Origin of the sequence: Streptomyces mashuensis (assembly GCF_014654785.1) — a bacterium.
Classification (GTDB): Bacteria; Actinomycetota; Actinomycetes; order Streptomycetales; family Streptomycetaceae; genus Streptomyces; species Streptomyces mashuensis.
Window position 1 is genome coordinate 119,634 of record NZ_BNBD01000015.1, and the last position, 16,291, is coordinate 135,924.

General features: G+C 71.8%; 13 protein-coding genes and 1 pseudogene. 10 read left to right on the forward strand and 4 right to left on the reverse strand.

Annotated elements, in window-relative coordinates; translation table 11 throughout:
• The first annotated feature begins 72 nt into the window (after positions 1 to 72).
• The 10 genes and pseudogenes from rapZ (at position 73) to pgi (ending at position 11,679) form a co-directional block, all read left to right on the forward strand.
• Positions 73 to 1,005, forward strand: coding sequence for an RNase adapter RapZ (gene rapZ, locus IE305_RS27395; protein ID WP_229891592.1), 933 nt, complete (start codon positions 73 to 75; stop codon positions 1,003 to 1,005).
• Positions 1,002 to 2,066, forward strand: coding sequence for a gluconeogenesis factor YvcK family protein (locus tag IE305_RS27400; RefSeq protein ID WP_190132455.1), 1,065 nt, complete (start codon positions 1,002 to 1,004; stop codon positions 2,064 to 2,066). The genes rapZ and IE305_RS27400 overlap by 4 nt, the downstream gene beginning before the upstream one ends.
• Positions 2,057 to 3,064, forward strand: a complete 1,008-nt coding sequence (gene whiA / locus IE305_RS27405; protein WP_190132456.1) for a DNA-binding protein WhiA — start codon at positions 2,057 to 2,059, stop codon at positions 3,062 to 3,064. The genes IE305_RS27400 and whiA overlap by 10 nt, the downstream gene beginning before the upstream one ends.
• A 244-nt stretch (positions 3,065 to 3,308) precedes the next feature.
• Positions 3,309 to 5,507: pseudogene (locus IE305_RS27410) on the forward strand (M14 family metallopeptidase); the annotation flags it as partial.
• Between the two features lie 345 nt (positions 5,508 to 5,852).
• Positions 5,853 to 6,857 (forward strand): type I glyceraldehyde-3-phosphate dehydrogenase, encoded by a 1,005-nt coding sequence (gene gap / locus IE305_RS27415; RefSeq protein ID WP_190132458.1) that lies wholly within the window; start codon positions 5,853 to 5,855, stop codon positions 6,855 to 6,857.
• Positions 6,858 to 6,966: 109 nt separating this feature from the next.
• A complete protein-coding gene (locus IE305_RS27420; protein ID WP_190132459.1) occupies positions 6,967 to 8,193 on the forward strand; it encodes a phosphoglycerate kinase in 1,227 nt (408 codons plus the stop codon).
• Positions 8,194 to 8,199: 6 nt separating this feature from the next.
• Positions 8,200 to 8,976, forward strand: a complete 777-nt coding sequence (gene tpiA, locus IE305_RS27425) for a triose-phosphate isomerase (protein WP_190132460.1) — start codon at positions 8,200 to 8,202, stop codon at positions 8,974 to 8,976.
• A gap of 139 nt (positions 8,977 to 9,115) precedes the next feature.
• Complete coding sequence (gene secG / locus IE305_RS27430) at positions 9,116 to 9,352, forward strand: preprotein translocase subunit SecG (RefSeq protein ID WP_190132461.1); 237 nt, start codon at positions 9,116 to 9,118, stop codon at positions 9,350 to 9,352.
• A 184-nt stretch (positions 9,353 to 9,536) separates the two neighbouring features.
• Positions 9,537 to 9,872, forward strand: a complete 336-nt coding sequence (locus IE305_RS27435) for an RNA polymerase-binding protein RbpA (RefSeq protein WP_003957010.1) — start codon at positions 9,537 to 9,539, stop codon at positions 9,870 to 9,872.
• Positions 9,873 to 10,026: 154 nt separating this feature from the next.
• A complete protein-coding gene (gene pgi / locus IE305_RS27440; RefSeq protein ID WP_190132492.1) occupies positions 10,027 to 11,679 on the forward strand; it encodes a glucose-6-phosphate isomerase in 1,653 nt (550 codons plus the stop codon).
• A 142-nt stretch (positions 11,680 to 11,821) separates the two neighbouring features.
• On the opposite strand, the gene pgl is transcribed toward pgi, so the two are convergent.
• Genes pgl through tal form a run of 4 tightly spaced genes read right to left on the reverse strand, consistent with a single transcriptional unit; the run spans position 11,822 to position 16,272 of the window.
• On the reverse strand, positions 11,822 to 12,601 hold the full coding sequence (gene pgl, locus IE305_RS27445; protein ID WP_190132462.1) for a 6-phosphogluconolactonase: 780 nt from the start codon (positions 12,599 to 12,601) through the stop codon (positions 11,822 to 11,824).
• Complete coding sequence (gene opcA, locus IE305_RS27450) at positions 12,598 to 13,635, reverse strand: glucose-6-phosphate dehydrogenase assembly protein OpcA (protein ID WP_190132463.1); 1,038 nt, start codon at positions 13,633 to 13,635, stop codon at positions 12,598 to 12,600. The genes pgl and opcA overlap by 4 nt, the downstream gene beginning before the upstream one ends.
• A complete protein-coding gene (gene zwf, locus IE305_RS27455; protein WP_190132464.1) occupies positions 13,632 to 15,155 on the reverse strand; it encodes a glucose-6-phosphate dehydrogenase in 1,524 nt (507 codons plus the stop codon). The genes opcA and zwf overlap by 4 nt, the downstream gene beginning before the upstream one ends.
• 1 nt (position 15,156) lies before the next feature.
• Entirely contained in the window at positions 15,157 to 16,272 is a 1,116-nt protein-coding gene (gene tal, locus IE305_RS27460) for a transaldolase (RefSeq protein ID WP_190132465.1), read from the reverse strand.
• Positions 16,273 to 16,291: the final 19 nt, after the last annotated feature.

The following is a 16,291-nucleotide window of genomic DNA, read 5'->3' on the forward strand; positions in this document are numbered from 1 at the left end:
GGCCGCAGTATGGAACACGGGACCACACCCGGCGGCACGGCCGGCGGAACGGGGAGAACGGGGGAACCCAGGATGAACGCGACCGAGCGGGACGGAGCGAAGGTGAGTACGGGCACGACGGTGGACGCGGCCGGCGAGACGGTGGGCATCCCCGAGCTGGTGATCATTTCCGGCATGTCGGGGGCGGGGCGCAGCACCGCCGCCAAGTGCCTGGAGGACCTCGGCTGGTTCGTCGTCGACAACCTGCCGCCCGCCCTGATCCCCACCATGGTGGACCTCGGGGCCCGCTCGCAGGGCAACGTGGCGCGCATCGCCGTGGTCGTGGACGTGCGCGGCCGGCGGTTCTTCGACAACCTGCGCGAGTCCCTGGCGGACCTGGAGGCCAAGAAGGTCAAGCGCCGGGTGATCTTCCTGGAGGCGTCCGACGACGCCCTGGTACGCCGCTTCGAGTCGGTGCGCCGCCCGCACCCGCTCCAGGGCTCGGGCCGCATCGTCGACGGCATCGCGGCCGAGCGCGACCTGCTGCGCGAGCTGCGCGGCGACGCCGACCTGGTGATCGACACCTCCAGCCTCAACGTGCACGAGCTGCGCGCCAAGCTCGACGCCCAGTTCGCCGGCGAGGAGGAGCCGGAGCTGCGCGCCACGGTGATGTCGTTCGGCTACAAGTACGGCCTGCCCGTCGACGCCGACCTCGTGGTCGACTGCCGTTTCCTGCCGAACCCGCACTGGGTGCCGGAGCTGCGGCCCTTCACCGGCCTCAACGAGGAGGTCTCGGGCTACGTCTTCAACCAGCCCGGCGCCAAGGAGTTCCTCGACCGCTACACCGAGCTGCTCCAGCTCATCGCCGCCGGCTACCGCCGCGAGGGCAAGCGGTACGTGACCATCGCCGTCGGCTGCACCGGCGGCAAGCACCGCTCCGTGGCCATGTCCGAGAAGCTCGCCCACCGCCTGGTCTCCGAGGGCGTCGAGACCGTCGTCGTCCACCGCGACATGGGGCGCGAGTGACCGGCCGGTCCTTCCGCATGCGCCGCGTCGGCCGGCTCGTGCCGGGCCGGCCGCAGGCGGCCGGCGAGCGCCGCCCGCAGCGCGTCGCGCGGCGCGGCACCCAGCCCAAGGTCGTCGCCCTCGGCGGCGGCCACGGGCTGTCCGCGTCCCTGGCCGCGCTCCGCCGTATCACCGGCGACCTCACGGCCGTGGTCACCGTCGCCGACGACGGCGGCTCCAGCGGCCGGCTCCGGCACGAGCTGGGCGTGCTGCCCCCCGGCGACCTCCGCAAGGCCCTCGCCGCGCTGTGCGGGGACGACGACTGGGGCCAGACCTGGGCCCGAGTGATCAAGCACCGCTTCGAGAGCCGGGGCGAGCTGCACGGCCACGCCGTGGGCAACCTGCTCATCGTGGCCCTCTGGGAGCAGCTGGGCGACCACGTCCAGGCCCTGGACCTCGTCGGCAAGCTCCTCGGCGCCCACGGCCGGGTGCTGCCCATGTCGGCGGTGCCCCTGGAGCTCCAGGCGCAGGTCCGCGGGCACGACCCGGACGCGCCGGACGACCTGACCACCGTGCGGGGCCAGGCCACCGTGGCGCTGACCCCCGGCGAGGTGCAGTCGGTGCACGTGGTGCCGGAGGACCCGCCGGCGGTGCCGGAGGCCGTCGAGGCCGTGCTCGACGCGGACTGGGTGGTGCTCGGCCCCGGCTCCTGGTTCTCCTCCGTCATCCCGCATCTGCTGGTGCCCGAGCTGCTGGACGCGCTCCAGCAGACCCGCGCCCGCCGGGTGCTCTCGCTGAACCTCGCGCCGCAACCCGGCGAAACCGATGGCTTCTCCCCGCAACGTCATTTGGAGGTTTTGGCCCGACACGCCCCTAAACTCGCCCTGGACGTGGTGCTGGCCGACGCGGCCGCCGTGCCCGACCGGGAGAGCCTGACGGATGCCGCAAAGCGGCTCGGGGCAACGGTCGAGCTGGCGGCGGTCGCCTCGCCCGACGGCTCCCCGACGCACGATCCGGAGCTGTTGGCCGCCGCGTACGACCGTATTTTTCGGATGCATGGAAGGATCGGCCCATGGCGATGACGGCTGCGGTGAAGGACGAAATCTCCCGGCTTCCCGTCACCCGCACCTGCTGCCGGAAAGCGGAGGTCTCGGCCATCCTGCGGTTCGCGGGCGGGCTGCACCTGGTCAGCGGCCGCATCGTGATCGAGGCAGAGCTGGACACCGGGATCGCGGCCCGGCGGCTCCGCAAGGACATCCTGGAGATCTTCGGGCACTCCTCCGACCTGGTGGTGATGGCCCCCGGCGGGCTGCGCCGGGGCAGCCGGTACGTGGTGCGGGTGGTGGCGGGCGGTGACCAGCTGGCGCGCCAGACCGGCCTGGTCGACGGCCGCGGCCGGCCGATCCGCGGGCTGCCCCCGCAGGTCGTCTCCGGTGCCACCTGCGACGCGGAGGCCGCCTGGCGTGGCGCGTTCCTGGCCCACGGCTCGCTGACCGAGCCCGGCCGCTCCTCGTCCCTGGAGGTGACGTGTCCCGGCCCGGAAGCGGCGCTGGCGCTGGTCGGGGCGGCCCGCAGACTCCAGATCGCGGCCAAGGCGCGCGAGGTGCGCGGCGTGGACCGCGTCGTCGTCCGTGACGGTGATGCGATCGGCGCGCTGTTGACGCGTTTGGGTGCGCACGAGTCGGTGCTGGCCTGGGAGGAGCGGCGGATGCGCCGCGAGGTGCGGGCCACCGCCAACCGCCTGGCCAACTTCGACGACGCCAACCTGCGCCGCTCGGCGCGGGCCGCCGTGGCCGCCGGCGCGCGTGTCCAGCGGGCGCTGGAGATCCTCGGCGAGGAGGTCCCCGAGCACCTGGCGGCGGCCGGCCGGCTGCGCATGGAGCACAAGCAGGCCTCGCTGGAGGAGCTGGGCGCGCTCGCCGACCCGCCGCTGACCAAGGACGCCGTCGCCGGCCGCATCCGCCGCCTGCTGGCCATGGCCGACAAGCGGGCCCAGGACCTGGGCATCCCGGGCACGGAGTCCAACCTGGCCGAGATCCCCGACCTGACGGAGGAGATGGCCGAGGGCATGGTGGGCTGACCGGGCCCCGCAGCCCCCGGCCCGCCACCCGCTGCCACCGCTGCCGCTTCCGCTTCCGCTGTCGCTTCCGCTCCCCGCCCCCGCGGCCCGCTCCGGGCAGCGGGGGCGGTCCGCTGTGGGCCCCGGCTCCCCGCCCCGCAAGCCCGCCCCGGGCGACGCGAAAGGCGTTGTTGACATGATCATGAGCTGGTCATGACCCTGACGACCGTCCACGCCATGTGACAGCCAACGGCAAGGGGGGCTCATGAGACCCAGGGCGAGAGCAGTCGCCGCGGTGGCCGCGGTGGTGCTCGGCGGACTCGCCGCCGCACCACCGTCGCACGCACGGCCCGCACCGCAGGACGACTCGCTGCACGTCTGGACCGCCCGCATCACCGCCGACCGCGTCCCGCTGCTGCTCCGCGCGGGCGTCGACGCGCACGAGCTCGGACCACGCGTGACCGGCGACAAGCCCGTCCCCGTGGAACTCGTCCTCACCCCCGCCCAGGCCGCGGACCTGCGCGGCCAGGGCGTGGACCTCACCGAGAAGAAGACCCGCCCCACCGCCGCGCCGCCCAAGGGCGACGGCGTCTTCCGCCCGTACAGCGGGAAGAACGGCCTCCGGCAGGAGATCACCGACACCGCGCGCCGCCACCCGGGGCTGGCCAAGGTCGTCAGCATCGGCAGGACCGTGCGCGGCCAGGACATCCTCGCCGTCAAGGTGTCCAAGGGCGCCGCCAAGGCCCCCGACGGCTCGAAACCGGCCGTCCTCTACATGTCCAACCAGCACGCCCGTGAGTGGATCACCCCGGAGATGACCCGGCGGCTGATGCACCACTACCTCGACCGCTACGGCAAGGACGAGCGCATCACGCGGATCGTCGACGGCACCGAGCTGTGGTTCGTGCTCTCGGCCAACCCCGACGGCTACGACTACACGTTCCAGGACCCGAAGAACCGGCTGTGGCGCAAGAACCTGCGCGACAACAACGGCGACGGGAGGATCACCCCCGGCGACGGCGTCGACCTCAACCGCAACTTCCCCTACAAGTGGGGCTACGACAACGAGGGCTCCTCGCCCCGCCCCGGCAGCGAGACCTACCGCGGCACCGCCCCCGCCTCCGAGCCCGAGACCCGCGCCCTCGACGCCTTCGAGAAGCGCCTCGGCTTCCGCTACGCGATCAACTACCACTCGGCGGCCGAACTGCTGCTCTACGGCGTCGGCTGGCAGGAGGCCACCGCCACCCCCGACGACGTGCTCTACAAGGCGCTCGCCGGCACCCCGGAGAAGTCGGCCATCCCCGGCTACCGGCCCCAGCTCTCCGCCGAGCTCTACACCACCAACGGGGAGGCCGACGGCCACGCCGCCAACGCACACGGCACCATGATGTTCACGCCCGAGATGTCGACGTGCCAGACCGTCTCCGCCGCCGACCCGAACGACCGCTGGGACCCGGCCGACTGCCGCTCGTCCTTCACCTTCCCCGACGACGAGAAGCTGATCCGGCGCGAGTTCGAGAAGAACATCCCGTTCGCGCTGGCCGTCGCCGAGACCGCCGGCCACCCCGACCGGCCCGTCTCCACCACCGGCATCACCGCCCCCGACTTCACCCCGCACGCCTTCACCACCTCCTACGCGCGCGGCGGCGACCAGACCGTGGCCGTCACCGCCCGCAAGAGCGTCCGGGACAAGCGCCTCAACTACCGCGTCGACGGCGGCCCCACCCGCACCGAGCCGCTGCGCGCCTGGGACGGCGGCGAACGCTACGGCGGCGAGGACAACATCCGCTTCGACCAGTACCGCGCCGCCGTCAAGGGCGCCCGGCCCGGGGCGAAGGTCAGCGTCTGGTTCACCGGCCGCACCGCCGAGGGCCGGCCCACCGCCAGCACCCCGTTCACGTACACGGTGGCGCAGCGCCCGGCCGCCGACACGCTGGTCCTGGCCGACGAGGGCGCCACGGCCCGGCACGCCGCCGCGTACACCCGTGCCCTGGCCGACAACGGCCGCAGGACGGTCGTGTGGGACGTGGCGAAGCAGGGTGTTCCCGACGCCCTGGGCGTGCTCGGCCACTTCGACACGGTCGTCTGGTACTCGGGCGCCAAGCAGCCCGACGGCGCCGCCATGCTCGCCGTACGCGCGTTCGTGAACGAGGGCGGCAAGCTGATCGCGGCCGGCGTCAAGGCCGGCGGCGACGTACGGCTCCGCGAGGGCGACTCGGACGACTTCGCCCAGTACTGGCTGGGCGCCGGCAGCCGCACCGAGCTGCGGGCCCCGGCCCGGTTCACCGGCCGCGGCGAGCTGACCGGCACCACGGCCGCCCTCGCCGCCGCGGGCGGCACGGGCGCGCTGGACCGCGCCGGGACCTTCCGGCCGATCTCGGACGAATTGCCGGCCGACCGCTTCCCGCAGTTCCGCAGCGCCGCCGCGGGGGAGTACGGGCCCGCCGCCGGCGGAGCCCCGACCCCGAAGGTCACGCTGAGTGACGGGCGGCCGGTCGCGGCGGTGGCCACCAAGGACACCGTCCTGCTCGGTTTCGGGCTGGAGAACATGCCCGACGCCCGCGAGCGCGCGACCCTCGCCGGGGCCGCGCTCCGGGCCGTAGAAGGCTGATCCGGCCCCTTCGGCACCCCCTTTCACCGCTCGCCCGTGCGGCCCTCCGCTCGCCTGTGCTCCCGCCGGTCGCGGGGGCGCGGGCCAGCGCCGCCAATGTCACGTAGCGCTCTCATTAGAGGTAGGGTCGGTGGTGGTCGGGGACATCCCAAACAGCCGCCGGCGGACAGCCCGGCACACCAACGAGGAGATCGGTTCGTGACGATCCGCGTAGGCATCAACGGCTTTGGCCGTATCGGTCGTAACTACTTCCGCGCGCTCCTGGAGCAGGGTGCGGACATCGAGATCGTCGGTGTCAACGACCTGACCGACAACGCCACCCTGGTGCACCTGCTGAAGTACGACTCGGTCCTGGGTCGGCTGAAGCACGAGGTGAGCCACACCGACGACACGATCACCGTCGGCGACATGACCTTCAAGACGATGGCCGAGCGCGACCCGGCCGCCCTCCCCTGGGGCGAGCTCGGCGCCGACATCGTCATCGAGTCCACCGGTATCTTCACCAAGCGCGAGGACGCGGCCAAGCACCTGGCCGCCGGCGCGAAGAAGGTCCTCATCTCGGCCCCGGCCAAGAACGAGGACATCACCATCGTGATGGGCGTCAACCACGACAAGTACGACGCCGCCAGCCACCACGTCATCTCCAACGCCTCCTGCACCACCAACTGCGTGGCGCCGATGGCCAAGGTCCTCGACGAGACCTTCGGCATCGTCAAGGGCATGATGACGACGGTCCACGCGTACACCAACGACCAGCGCATCCTGGACTTCCCGCACTCCGACCTGCGCCGTGCGCGGGCCGCCGCGGTCAACATCATCCCGACCTCGACGGGTGCCGCCAAGGCCACCTCGCTGGTCCTGCCGCAGCTCAAGGGCAAGCTGGACGGCATCGCCATGCGCGTCCCGGTCCCGACCGGCTCGGTCACCGACCTGGTCGTCGAGCTGGACCGCGAGGTCAGCACCGACGAGGTCAACGCCGCCTTCCAGAAGGCCGCCGAGGGCCAGCTGAAGGGCGTCCTGGAGTACACCGAGGACGCGATCGTCTCCTCCGACATCGTCAACGAGCCGGCGTCCTGCACCTTCGACGCCTCGCTGACCATGGCCCAGGGCAAGCAGGTGAAGATCGTCGGCTGGTACGACAACGAGTGGGGCTACTCCAACCGCCTCGTCGACCTGACCGTCTTCGTCGGCGGCCAGCTCTGACCTGAGCGATGCAGGGGTTCGGGGCTCGTACGGCGCACCTGGCGCGTACGGGCCCCGTCGCATGGCTGATACTCAGCTGACACTCACGGAACGCACCCCCGGAGTCTGCATGAAGACGATCGACGAACTCATCCAGGACGGCGTGGAGGGCAAGCGGGTCTTCGTCCGCGCCGACCTCAACGTGCCGCTGGAGGGCACCACCATCACCGACGACGGCCGCATCCGCGCCGTCGCCCCGACCATCGCCAAGCTGGCCGCCGCCGGCGCCAAGGTGATCGTCGCCTCCCACCTGGGCCGTCCCAAGGGCGCCCCGGACCCGCAGTTCTCCCTCGCCCCGGTCGCCGGCCGGCTCGGGGAGATCCTCGGGAAGAACGTCTCGTTCGCCACCGACACGGTGGGCGACAGCGCGAAGGCCACCGTTGCCGCCACGGCGAACGGCGAGGTCACGCTGCTGGAGAACCTCCGCTTCAACGCGGGCGAGACGAGCAAGGACGACGCCGAGCGCGGTGCCTTCGCCGACGAGCTCGCCCGGCTCGCCGACCTGTACGTGGGCGACGGCTTCGGCGCCGTGCACCGCAAGCACGCCTCGGTCTTCGACCTGCCCGCGCGCCTGCCGCACGCCGCCGGCGACCTGATCGCCACCGAGGTCGGCGTGCTGAAGAAGCTCACCGAGGACGTCAAGCGCCCCTACGTGGTCGTGCTCGGCGGCGCCAAGGTCTCCGACAAGCTGGGCGTCATCGACAACCTGCTGGAGAAGGCCGACCGCATCCTCGTCGGCGGCGGCATGTCGTACACCTTCCTCAAGGCCAAGGGCCACGAGGTCGGCATCTCCCTGCTCCAGGAGGACCAGATCCCGGTCTGCCTGGAGTACCTGGCCCGCGCCGAGCAGCGCGGCGTGGAGTTCGTCCTCCCCGTCGACGTGCTGGTCTCGGCCGACTTCCCGGACCTGAAGACCAAGGCCCCGGCCAACCCGGAGACCGTCTCCTCGGACGCCATCCCGGCGGACAAGGAGGGCCTGGACATCGGCCCGAAGACGCGTGAGCTGTACGCCGCGAAGCTGGCCGACGCCGGCACCGTCTTCTGGAACGGCCCGATGGGCGTCTTCGAGCACCCCGACTACGCGAACGGCACCAAGGCCGTCGCGCAGGGCCTGCTGGACTCGGACGGCTTCACCGTCGTCGGCGGCGGCGACTCGGCCGCGGCCGTCCGCACGCTGGGCTTCGACGAGGAGGCCGGTGGCCGGAGGAAGTTCGATCACATCTCTACCGGCGGCGGCGCCAGCCTCGAGTACCTCGAGGGCAAGACGCTCCCCGGCCTCGCCGCACTGGAGGACTGAACCACCGTGACTGCACGCACCCCGCTGATGGCGGGCAACTGGAAGATGAACCTCAACCACCTCGAGGCCATCGCCCACGTCCAGAAGCTCGCCTTCGCCCTCGCGGACAAGGACTACGAGGCCTGCGAGGTCGCGGTCCTGCCGCCGTTCACCGACCTGCGCTCGGTGCAGACGCTGGTCGACGGCGACAAGCTGAAGATCAAGTACGGCGCCCAGGACATCTCGGCGCACGACTCCGGCGCCTACACCGGTGAGATCTCCGGCGCCATGCTGGCCAAGCTGAAGTGCTCCTACGTGGCCGTCGGCCACTCCGAGCGCCGCCAGTACCACGGCGAGACCGACGAGATCTGCAATGCCAAGGTGAAGGCCGCCTTCAAGCACGGCATCACCCCGATCCTGTGCGTCGGCGAGGGCCTGGACGTCCGCAAGGCCGGCAACCAGGTCGCGCACACCCTGGCCCAGGTCGACGGCGGCCTGAAGGACGTCCCGGCCGAGCAGGCCGCGACGGTCGTCATCGCCTACGAGCCGGTGTGGGCCATCGGCACCGGCGAGGTCGCCACGCCCGAGGACGCGCAGGAGGTCTGCGGGGCGATCCGCGGCCGCCTGGCCGAGCTGTACGGCCAGGAGGTGGCCGACAAGGTCCGCATCCAGTACGGCGGCTCGGTGAAGGCCGGCAACGTCGCGGCGATCATGGCGCAGCCCGACGTGGACGGCGCCCTGGTCGGCGGCGCGGCGCTGGACGCCGAGGAGTTCGTCAGGATCGTGCGCTTCCGCGATCAGTAGGACCGGTGGTCCCGCCGTCGTCGCTATGACGGCGGCGGGTCTCCGTCGTACCCTGTCGGGGCCGGGACCGGCGTGAACGCGCCACCCGGCCCCGCACCCATTCGTCCATCCGAGTCAGTCCGAGAGAGTTGGTCCAGCCGTGGTCATCGGGTTCTCGATCGCCCTCATCGTCTTCAGCCTGCTGATGATGATGCTGGTGCTCATGCACAAGGGGAAGGGCGGCGGTCTGTCCGACATGTTCGGCGGCGGCATGCAGTCCTCCGTCGGCGGCTCCTCGGTCGCCGAGCGCAATCTCGACCGGATCACGATCGTGGTCGGCCTGCTCTGGTTCGCCTGCATTGTCGTGCTCGGCGTGCTGATGAAGCTCGACAGCTGACGTACCGTCGTATGCGCGGCCTATGATTGGGTCCGCGTCCCTACGGCCGGGCGGTAACTCCTGCCACCGGACGCGCGTTGGGCCTTACGTAGACCGAGGCGCCCGCGGCGGGGCGGACCGTCGTTCCCCGCGGTGCGGCCGCTGTTCGGCACAGTGCAGCACCATCACGCAGGGAGTTACGACCGTGGCAAGTGGCAACGCGATCCGGGGAAGCCGGGTCGGTGCGGGGCCGATGGGTGAGGCGGAGCGGGGCGAGTCGGCCCCGCGCCTGCGCATCTCCTTCTGGTGCTCGAACGGGCACGAGACCCAGCCGAGCTTCGCCAGTGACGCGCAGGTGCCCGACACCTGGGACTGCCCGCGCTGTGGCTTCCCGGCCGGCCAGGACCGGGACAACCCGCCGGACCCGCCGCGCACCGAGCCCTACAAGACCCACCTGGCCTACGTCCGTGAGCGGCGCAGCGACGCCGACGGCGAGGCGATCCTCGCCGAGGCGCTCGCCAAGCTCCGCGGCGAGATCTGAGCGGACAACCACGCGCACCGGGAACGGCCCGGCCGCGCCCCCGACCCGGGGGCGCGGCCGGGCCGTTGCCGTCCGCGGCGCGAACCGTCCGCAGATCAATTAGGTTGGAGTACGGCGGGGCCGAACGAGTAGAAGAAGTGGGCTGATGTACGGGTTGAACGCAGCTGGCCGCACCGCGCTGGACCGTCTTCCGGAGTGGAAGGCGCTGGCCGAGCACCGCGAGGAACTGGGGGAGGTGCACCTGCGGGAGCTGTTCGCGAACGCCCCGGACCGGGCCGCGCGGTACTCGCTCACCGTGGGCGACCTCCATCTGGACTACTCCAAGCACCTGGTCACCGACGAGACGCTGCGGCTGCTGCGCGAGCTGGCGGCGGCCACCGGCGTGGCGGAGCTGCGGGACGCCATGTTCCGTGGCGAGAAGATCAACAACACCGAGGGCCGGGCCGTGCTGCACACGGCGCTGCGTGCCCCGGAGTCGGCCGTCGTCGAGGTGGACGGGCACAACGTCGTCCCCGCGGTGCACGCCGTCCTGCGCAAGATGCAGGTGTTCTGCGACCGGGTGCTCTCGGGCGACTGGAAGGGCCACACCGGCAAGCGCATCAGGAACGTCGTCAACATCGGGATCGGCGGCTCCGACCTCGGCCCGGCCATGGCGTACGAGGCGCTGCGCGCCTTCACCGCGCGCGACCTGACGTTCCGTTTCGTCTCCAACGTGGACGGCGCCGACCTGCACGAGGCCGTGCGGGACCTGGACCCGGCCGAGACGCTGTTCATCATCGCCTCGAAGACGTTCACCACGATCGAGACCATCACCAACGCCACGTCGGCGCGCAACTGGCTGCTGACGGGACTGGGCGCCGGCCAGGAGGCCGTGGCCAAGCACTTCGTCGCGCTGTCGACGAACGCGGAGAAGGTCGCCGAGTTCGGCATCGACACCGACAACATGTTCGAGTTCTGGGACTGGGTCGGCGGGCGCTACTCGTACGACTCCGCGATCGGCCTGTCCCTGATGCTCGCCATCGGCCCGGACTGCTTCCGCGAGATGCTGGCCGGCTTCCACCTCGTCGACGAGCACTTCCGCACCGCGCCGTTCGAGGAGAACGCGCCGCTGCTGCTGGGCCTGCTCGGCGTCTGGTACGGCAACTTCCACGACGCGCAGTCGCACGCGGTGCTGCCCTACAGCCACTACCTGTCGAAGTTCACGGCCTACCTCCAGCAGCTGGACATGGAGTCCAACGGCAAGTCGGTCGACCGCGACGGACGGCCCGTCAGCTGGCAGACGGGCCCGGTGGTCTGGGGCACGCCCGGCACCAACGGTCAGCACGCGTATTACCAGTTGATCCACCAGGGCACGAAGACGATCCCGGCCGACCTCATCGGCTTCGCCCGCCCCGTGGCCGAGCTGGAGCCGGGCCTGGCGGCCCAGCACGATCTGCTGATGGCCAACCTCTTCGCCCAGGGCCAGGCGCTGGCCTTCGGCAAGACGGCGGAGGAGGTCGCGGCCGAGGGCGTCCCGGAGGAGCTGGTCCCGCACAAGACGTTCCGCGGCAACCACCCGACGACGACGATCCTGGCGACCGAGCTGACGCCGTCGGTGCTGGGGCAGCTGATCGCCCTGTACGAACACAAGGTGTTCGTACAGGGGGCGATCTGGAACATCGACTCCTTCGACCAGTGGGGCGTCGAACTGGGCAAGGTCCTCGCCAAGCGGGTCGAGCCGGCGCTCGTGGAGGGCACGGAGGTCCCCGGCCTCGACGCATCGACCGCCGCGCTGGTCGCGAAGTACCGCGAGCTCCGGGGCCGGTAGGCCGCTCGGGGCTCCCCGGTTCCAGCCTCGCCGGCGTTTGAGGCGCGGGGTCCGGGGCGGAGCCCCGGGAAACGGTGAAAGGGCGGGGCTGGGGACCATTCCGGTCCTCAGCCCCGCCCCTTCGGGCGGTGAACAGCCCCCGTCAGGGGGACGCCGGCGGGTACAAGCCCCGCGGCAGGCGCGACGCCGCGGCCGAGTCCAGCAGCCACAGCGTCCGCCGGCGGCCGTACGCCCCGGCGGCCGGGGCCTGGACCTCACCCGCACCGCTCAGCGCGAGCGCAACCGCACCGGCCTTGTCCTCGCCCGCCGCCAGCAGCCACACCTCGCGTGCCGCGCGGATCGCCGGCAGCGTCAGCGACACCCGCGTGGGCGGCGGCTTCGGCGCGCCGTGCACGCCGACCACCGTCCGCTCCGTCTCCCGCACCCCCGGCAGCTCCGGGAAGAGGGACGCCACGTGCGTGTCCGGGCCGACGCCCAGCAGCAGGACGTCGAACGACGGCACCGGGCCGTGGTCCTCGGGGCGCGCGGCCGCGGCCAGTTCGGCCGCGTACGCCTCGGCGGCCGCGTCCGCGTCGTCGTACGTGCCGTCCGCCGCGGGCATGGCGTGCACCCGCGCCGGGTCCACGCCGACCTTGTCGAGCAGCGCCTCGCGCGCCTGCGTGGCGTTGCGCTCCGGGTCGCCCTCCGGCAGGAACCGTTCGTCGCCCCACCACAGGTCGAGCCGCGACCAGTCGACGGCGTCGCGGGCCGGCGACCCGGCGAGCGCCGCGAGCAGCGCGTTGCCGTTGCGGCCGCCGGTGAGGACGACGGACGCCGAGCCGCGCGCGGCCTGGGCGTCCACGATCCTCGTGATGAGCCGGGCCGCCGCGGCCTGCGCCATCAGCTCCTTGTCCCGGTGGACGACGATCTGCGGCGCGGTCACTTGGACGCCGCCTTCTTGCCGGTGGCCTTCTTCGCGGGGGCCGGGGCGGGAGCCTCCGCGGGCTCCTCCACCGACGCCGCCGCAGCCGCCGGCTCCGCCGGCACCGGCTCGCCGAGCCGTTCCACGCCGTACTTCAGCGCGGACCCGTAGATGTCGTCCGGGTCCAGCCGGCGCAGCTCCTCGGCCAGCAGCTCGGCCGTGTCGCGCCGCTTGAGCGCGACCGCGCGGTCGGGCTGGCCGCGCATGGAGAGCTTGGCGAGGGAGCCGTCGGGGCGGTCCAGCGTGATGGGGCCGCTCTTCGTCTCCAGCCGGACGGCCGTCAGGCCGGGCCCGTCGGAGACCGCGCGGCGCGCCGTCACGCCCAGCCGGTCGGCGAGCCACATGGCCAGCAGCTCGCCGCTGGGGTTGTACGGCTCGCCCTCGACCTCCGCCGAGGTGATCTCGACGCCCGGCTGCTGGTCCAGCGCGGCCGCGAGCATGGAGCGCCACGGCGTGATGCGGGCCCAGGCCAGGTCGGTGTCGCCGGGGGAGTAGTTGGCCGCCCGGGCCGACAGCTCGGCGATGGGGTCCTCGCAGGCGTAGCTGTCGGTGACCCGGCGCTGGCCGAGCGCGCCGAGGGGGTCCTTGGCCGGGTTCAGCGGCGAGGCCACCGGCCACCAGACGACCACGGGGGCGTCGGGCAGCAGCAGCGGCAGGACCACCGACTGGGCGTGGTCTATGACCTCGCCGTACAGCCGCAGCACCACCGTCTCGCCGGCGCCGGCGTCGGCGCCCACGCGGACCTCGGCGTCGAGCCGGGCCTGGGCGCGGTCGCGCGGCGAGCGGCTGACGCGCTTGATGACCACGAGCTTGCGCGAGGGGTGCTCGCGGGACGCCTCGTTGGCCGCCTTGAGCGCGTCGTAGGCGTGCTCCTCGTCGGTGACGATGACCAGGGTGAGCACCATGCCGATGGCCGGCGCGCCCAGGGCGCGGCGGCCCTGGACCAGGGCGCTGTTGATCTTGCTGGCCGTGGTGTCCGTGAGATCGATCTTCATGGCCGGCGCCAGCTCCGTCCGTCTCGTGCGAGCATCTCGTCCGCCTCGGCCGGACCCCAGGTCCCGGCCTGGTACTGGGCGGGCTTGCCGTGCTTGTCCCAGTACTCCTCGATGGGGTCGAGGATCTCCCAGGAGAGCTCGACCTCCTTCAGGCGCGGGAAGAGGTTCGACTCGCCGAGCAGGACGTCCAGGATGAGCCGCTCGTACGCCTCGGGGCTGGACTCGGTGAAGGACTCGCCGTAGGCGAAGTCCATCGACACGTCCCGGACCTCCATGGAGGTGCCCGGCACCTTCGAGCCGAACCGCATCGTCACGCCCTCGTCCGGCTGCACCCGGATGACCAGGGCGTTCTGCCCCAGCTCCTCGGTGGCGGTGTGGTCGAAGGGCGAGTGCGGGGCGCGCTGGAAGACGACCGCGATCTCGGTGACGCGGCGGCCCAGACGCTTGCCGGTGCGCAGGTAGAACGGCACGCCCGCCCAGCGGCGGTTGTCGATCTCCAGCTTGACCGCGGCGTAGGTGTCGGTCTTCGACTTGGGGTCGATGCCCTCTTCCTCGAGGTAGCCGACGACCTGCTCGCCGCCCTGCCAGCCGTGCGCGTACTGCGCGCGCACGGTCTCCTTGCCGAGGTCCTTGGGCAGCCGCACGGCGCCCAGCACCTTGGTCTTCTCCGCGGCCACCGCGTCCGCGTCGAAGGAGGCGGGCTCCTCCATCGCGGTCAGCGCGAGCAGCTGGAGCAGGTGGTTCTGGATGACGTCGCGGGCGGCGCCGATGCCGTCGTAGTAGCCGGCGCGGCCGCCGATGCCGATGTCCTCGGCCATGGTGATCTGCACGTGGTCGACGTACGACCGGTTCCAGATCGGCTCGAAGAGGGTGTTGGCGAACCGCAGCGCCAGGATGTTCTGGACCGTCTCCTTGCCCAGGTAGTGGTCGATCCGGAAGACCTCCTCGGCCGGGAAGACCTCGTGGACGATCCGGTTCAGCTCCTGGGCCGACTTCAGGTCGTGGCCGAAGGGCTTCTCGATGACGGCGCGCCGCCACGCGCCCTCGCGCTGCTCGGCCAGGCCGTGCTTCTTCAGCTGCTGGACGACCTTGGGGAACCACTTCGGCGGGACCGACAGGTAGAAGGCGAAGTTGCCGCCCGTGCCCTGCGCCTTGTCCAGCTCCTCGATGGTGGACTTGAGCGTCTCGAACGCCTCGTCGTCGTCGAAGTCGCCCTGCACGAACCGGCAGCCCTGGACCAGCTGCTGCCAGACCTCCTCGCGGAAGGGCGTGCGGGCGTGCTCCTTGACGGCGTCGTGCACGATCTGGGCGAAGTCCTCGGTCTCCCAGTCGCGGCGCGCGAAGCCGATGAGCGAGAAGCCCGGCGGCAGCAACCCGCGGTTGGCGAGGTCGTACACGGCAGGCATCAGCTTTTTGCGCGACAAATCGCCCGTGACACCGAAGATCACCAGGCCCGACGGCCCCGCGATACGCGGGAGCCGTCGGTCCAGGGCGTCACGCAGCGGGTTGCTGCTGCTCAATTCAGGCCTCCGGTGCCAGGCGCTTGAGCTCCGCCTCGGTGGACTTGAGCAGGTCGTTCCACGCCTGCTCGAACTTGTCGACGCCCTCGTCCTCCAGCAGCTGGACGACCTCGTCGTAGGAGATGCCCAGGCGGGCGACGGCGTCGAGCTCGGCCTTGGCCTGCTCGTAGGTGCCGCGCACCGTGTCGCCGGTGATGGCACCGTGGTCGGCGGTGGCCTGGAGGGTGGCCTCGGGCATCGTGTTGACCGTGTTCGGGGCGACCAGGTCGTCCACGTACAGGGTGTCCTTGTAGGCCGGGTCCTTCACACCGGTGGAGGCCCACAGCGGACGCTGCCGGTTGGCGCCGGCCTTCTCCAGCTCGGCCCAGCGGTCCGAGGAGAAGACCTCCTCGTACGCCTGGTAGGCCAGGCGGGCGTTGGCCAGGGCGGCCTTGCCGCGCAGCTCCTCGGCCTCCTCGGTGCCCAGCGCGTCGAGGCGCTTGTCGATCTCGGTGTCGACGCGGGAGACGAAGAAGGACGCGACCGAGTGGATCTTGGAGAGGTCGAGGCCGGCGGCCTTGGCCTTCTCCAGACCGGTCAGGTAGGCGTCCATGACCGCGCGGTAGCGCTCCAGCGAGAAGATCAGCGTGACGTTGACGCTGATGCCCAGGCCGATGGTCTCGGCGATGGCCGGCAGGCCCGCCTTGGTCGCCGGGATCTTGATGAGGGTGTTGGGCCGGTCCACCAGCCAGGCCAGCTGCTTGGCCTCGGCGACCGTGGCCAGGGTGTTGTGGGCCAGGCGCGGGTCGACCTCGATGGAGACCCGGCCGTCGCGGCCGTCGGTGGCGTCGAAGACCGGGCGCAGGATGTCGGCGGCGTCGCGGACGTCCGCCGTGGTGATCATGCGGATGGCCTCTTCGACCGTGACCTCGCGGGCGGCGAGGTCGCGCAGCTGCGGCTCGTAGCCGTCGCCGCTGGAGATCGCCTTCTGGAAGATCGACGGGTTGGTCGTGACGCCCACGACATGGCTCTGGTCGATGAGCTCGGCCAGGTTGCCGGACGTGATGCGCTTGCGCGACAGGTCGTCCAGCCAGATCGCGACGCCTTCGTCGGAGAGGCGCTTGAGTGCGTCTGTCATCGGGATTGCATCTCCTGCT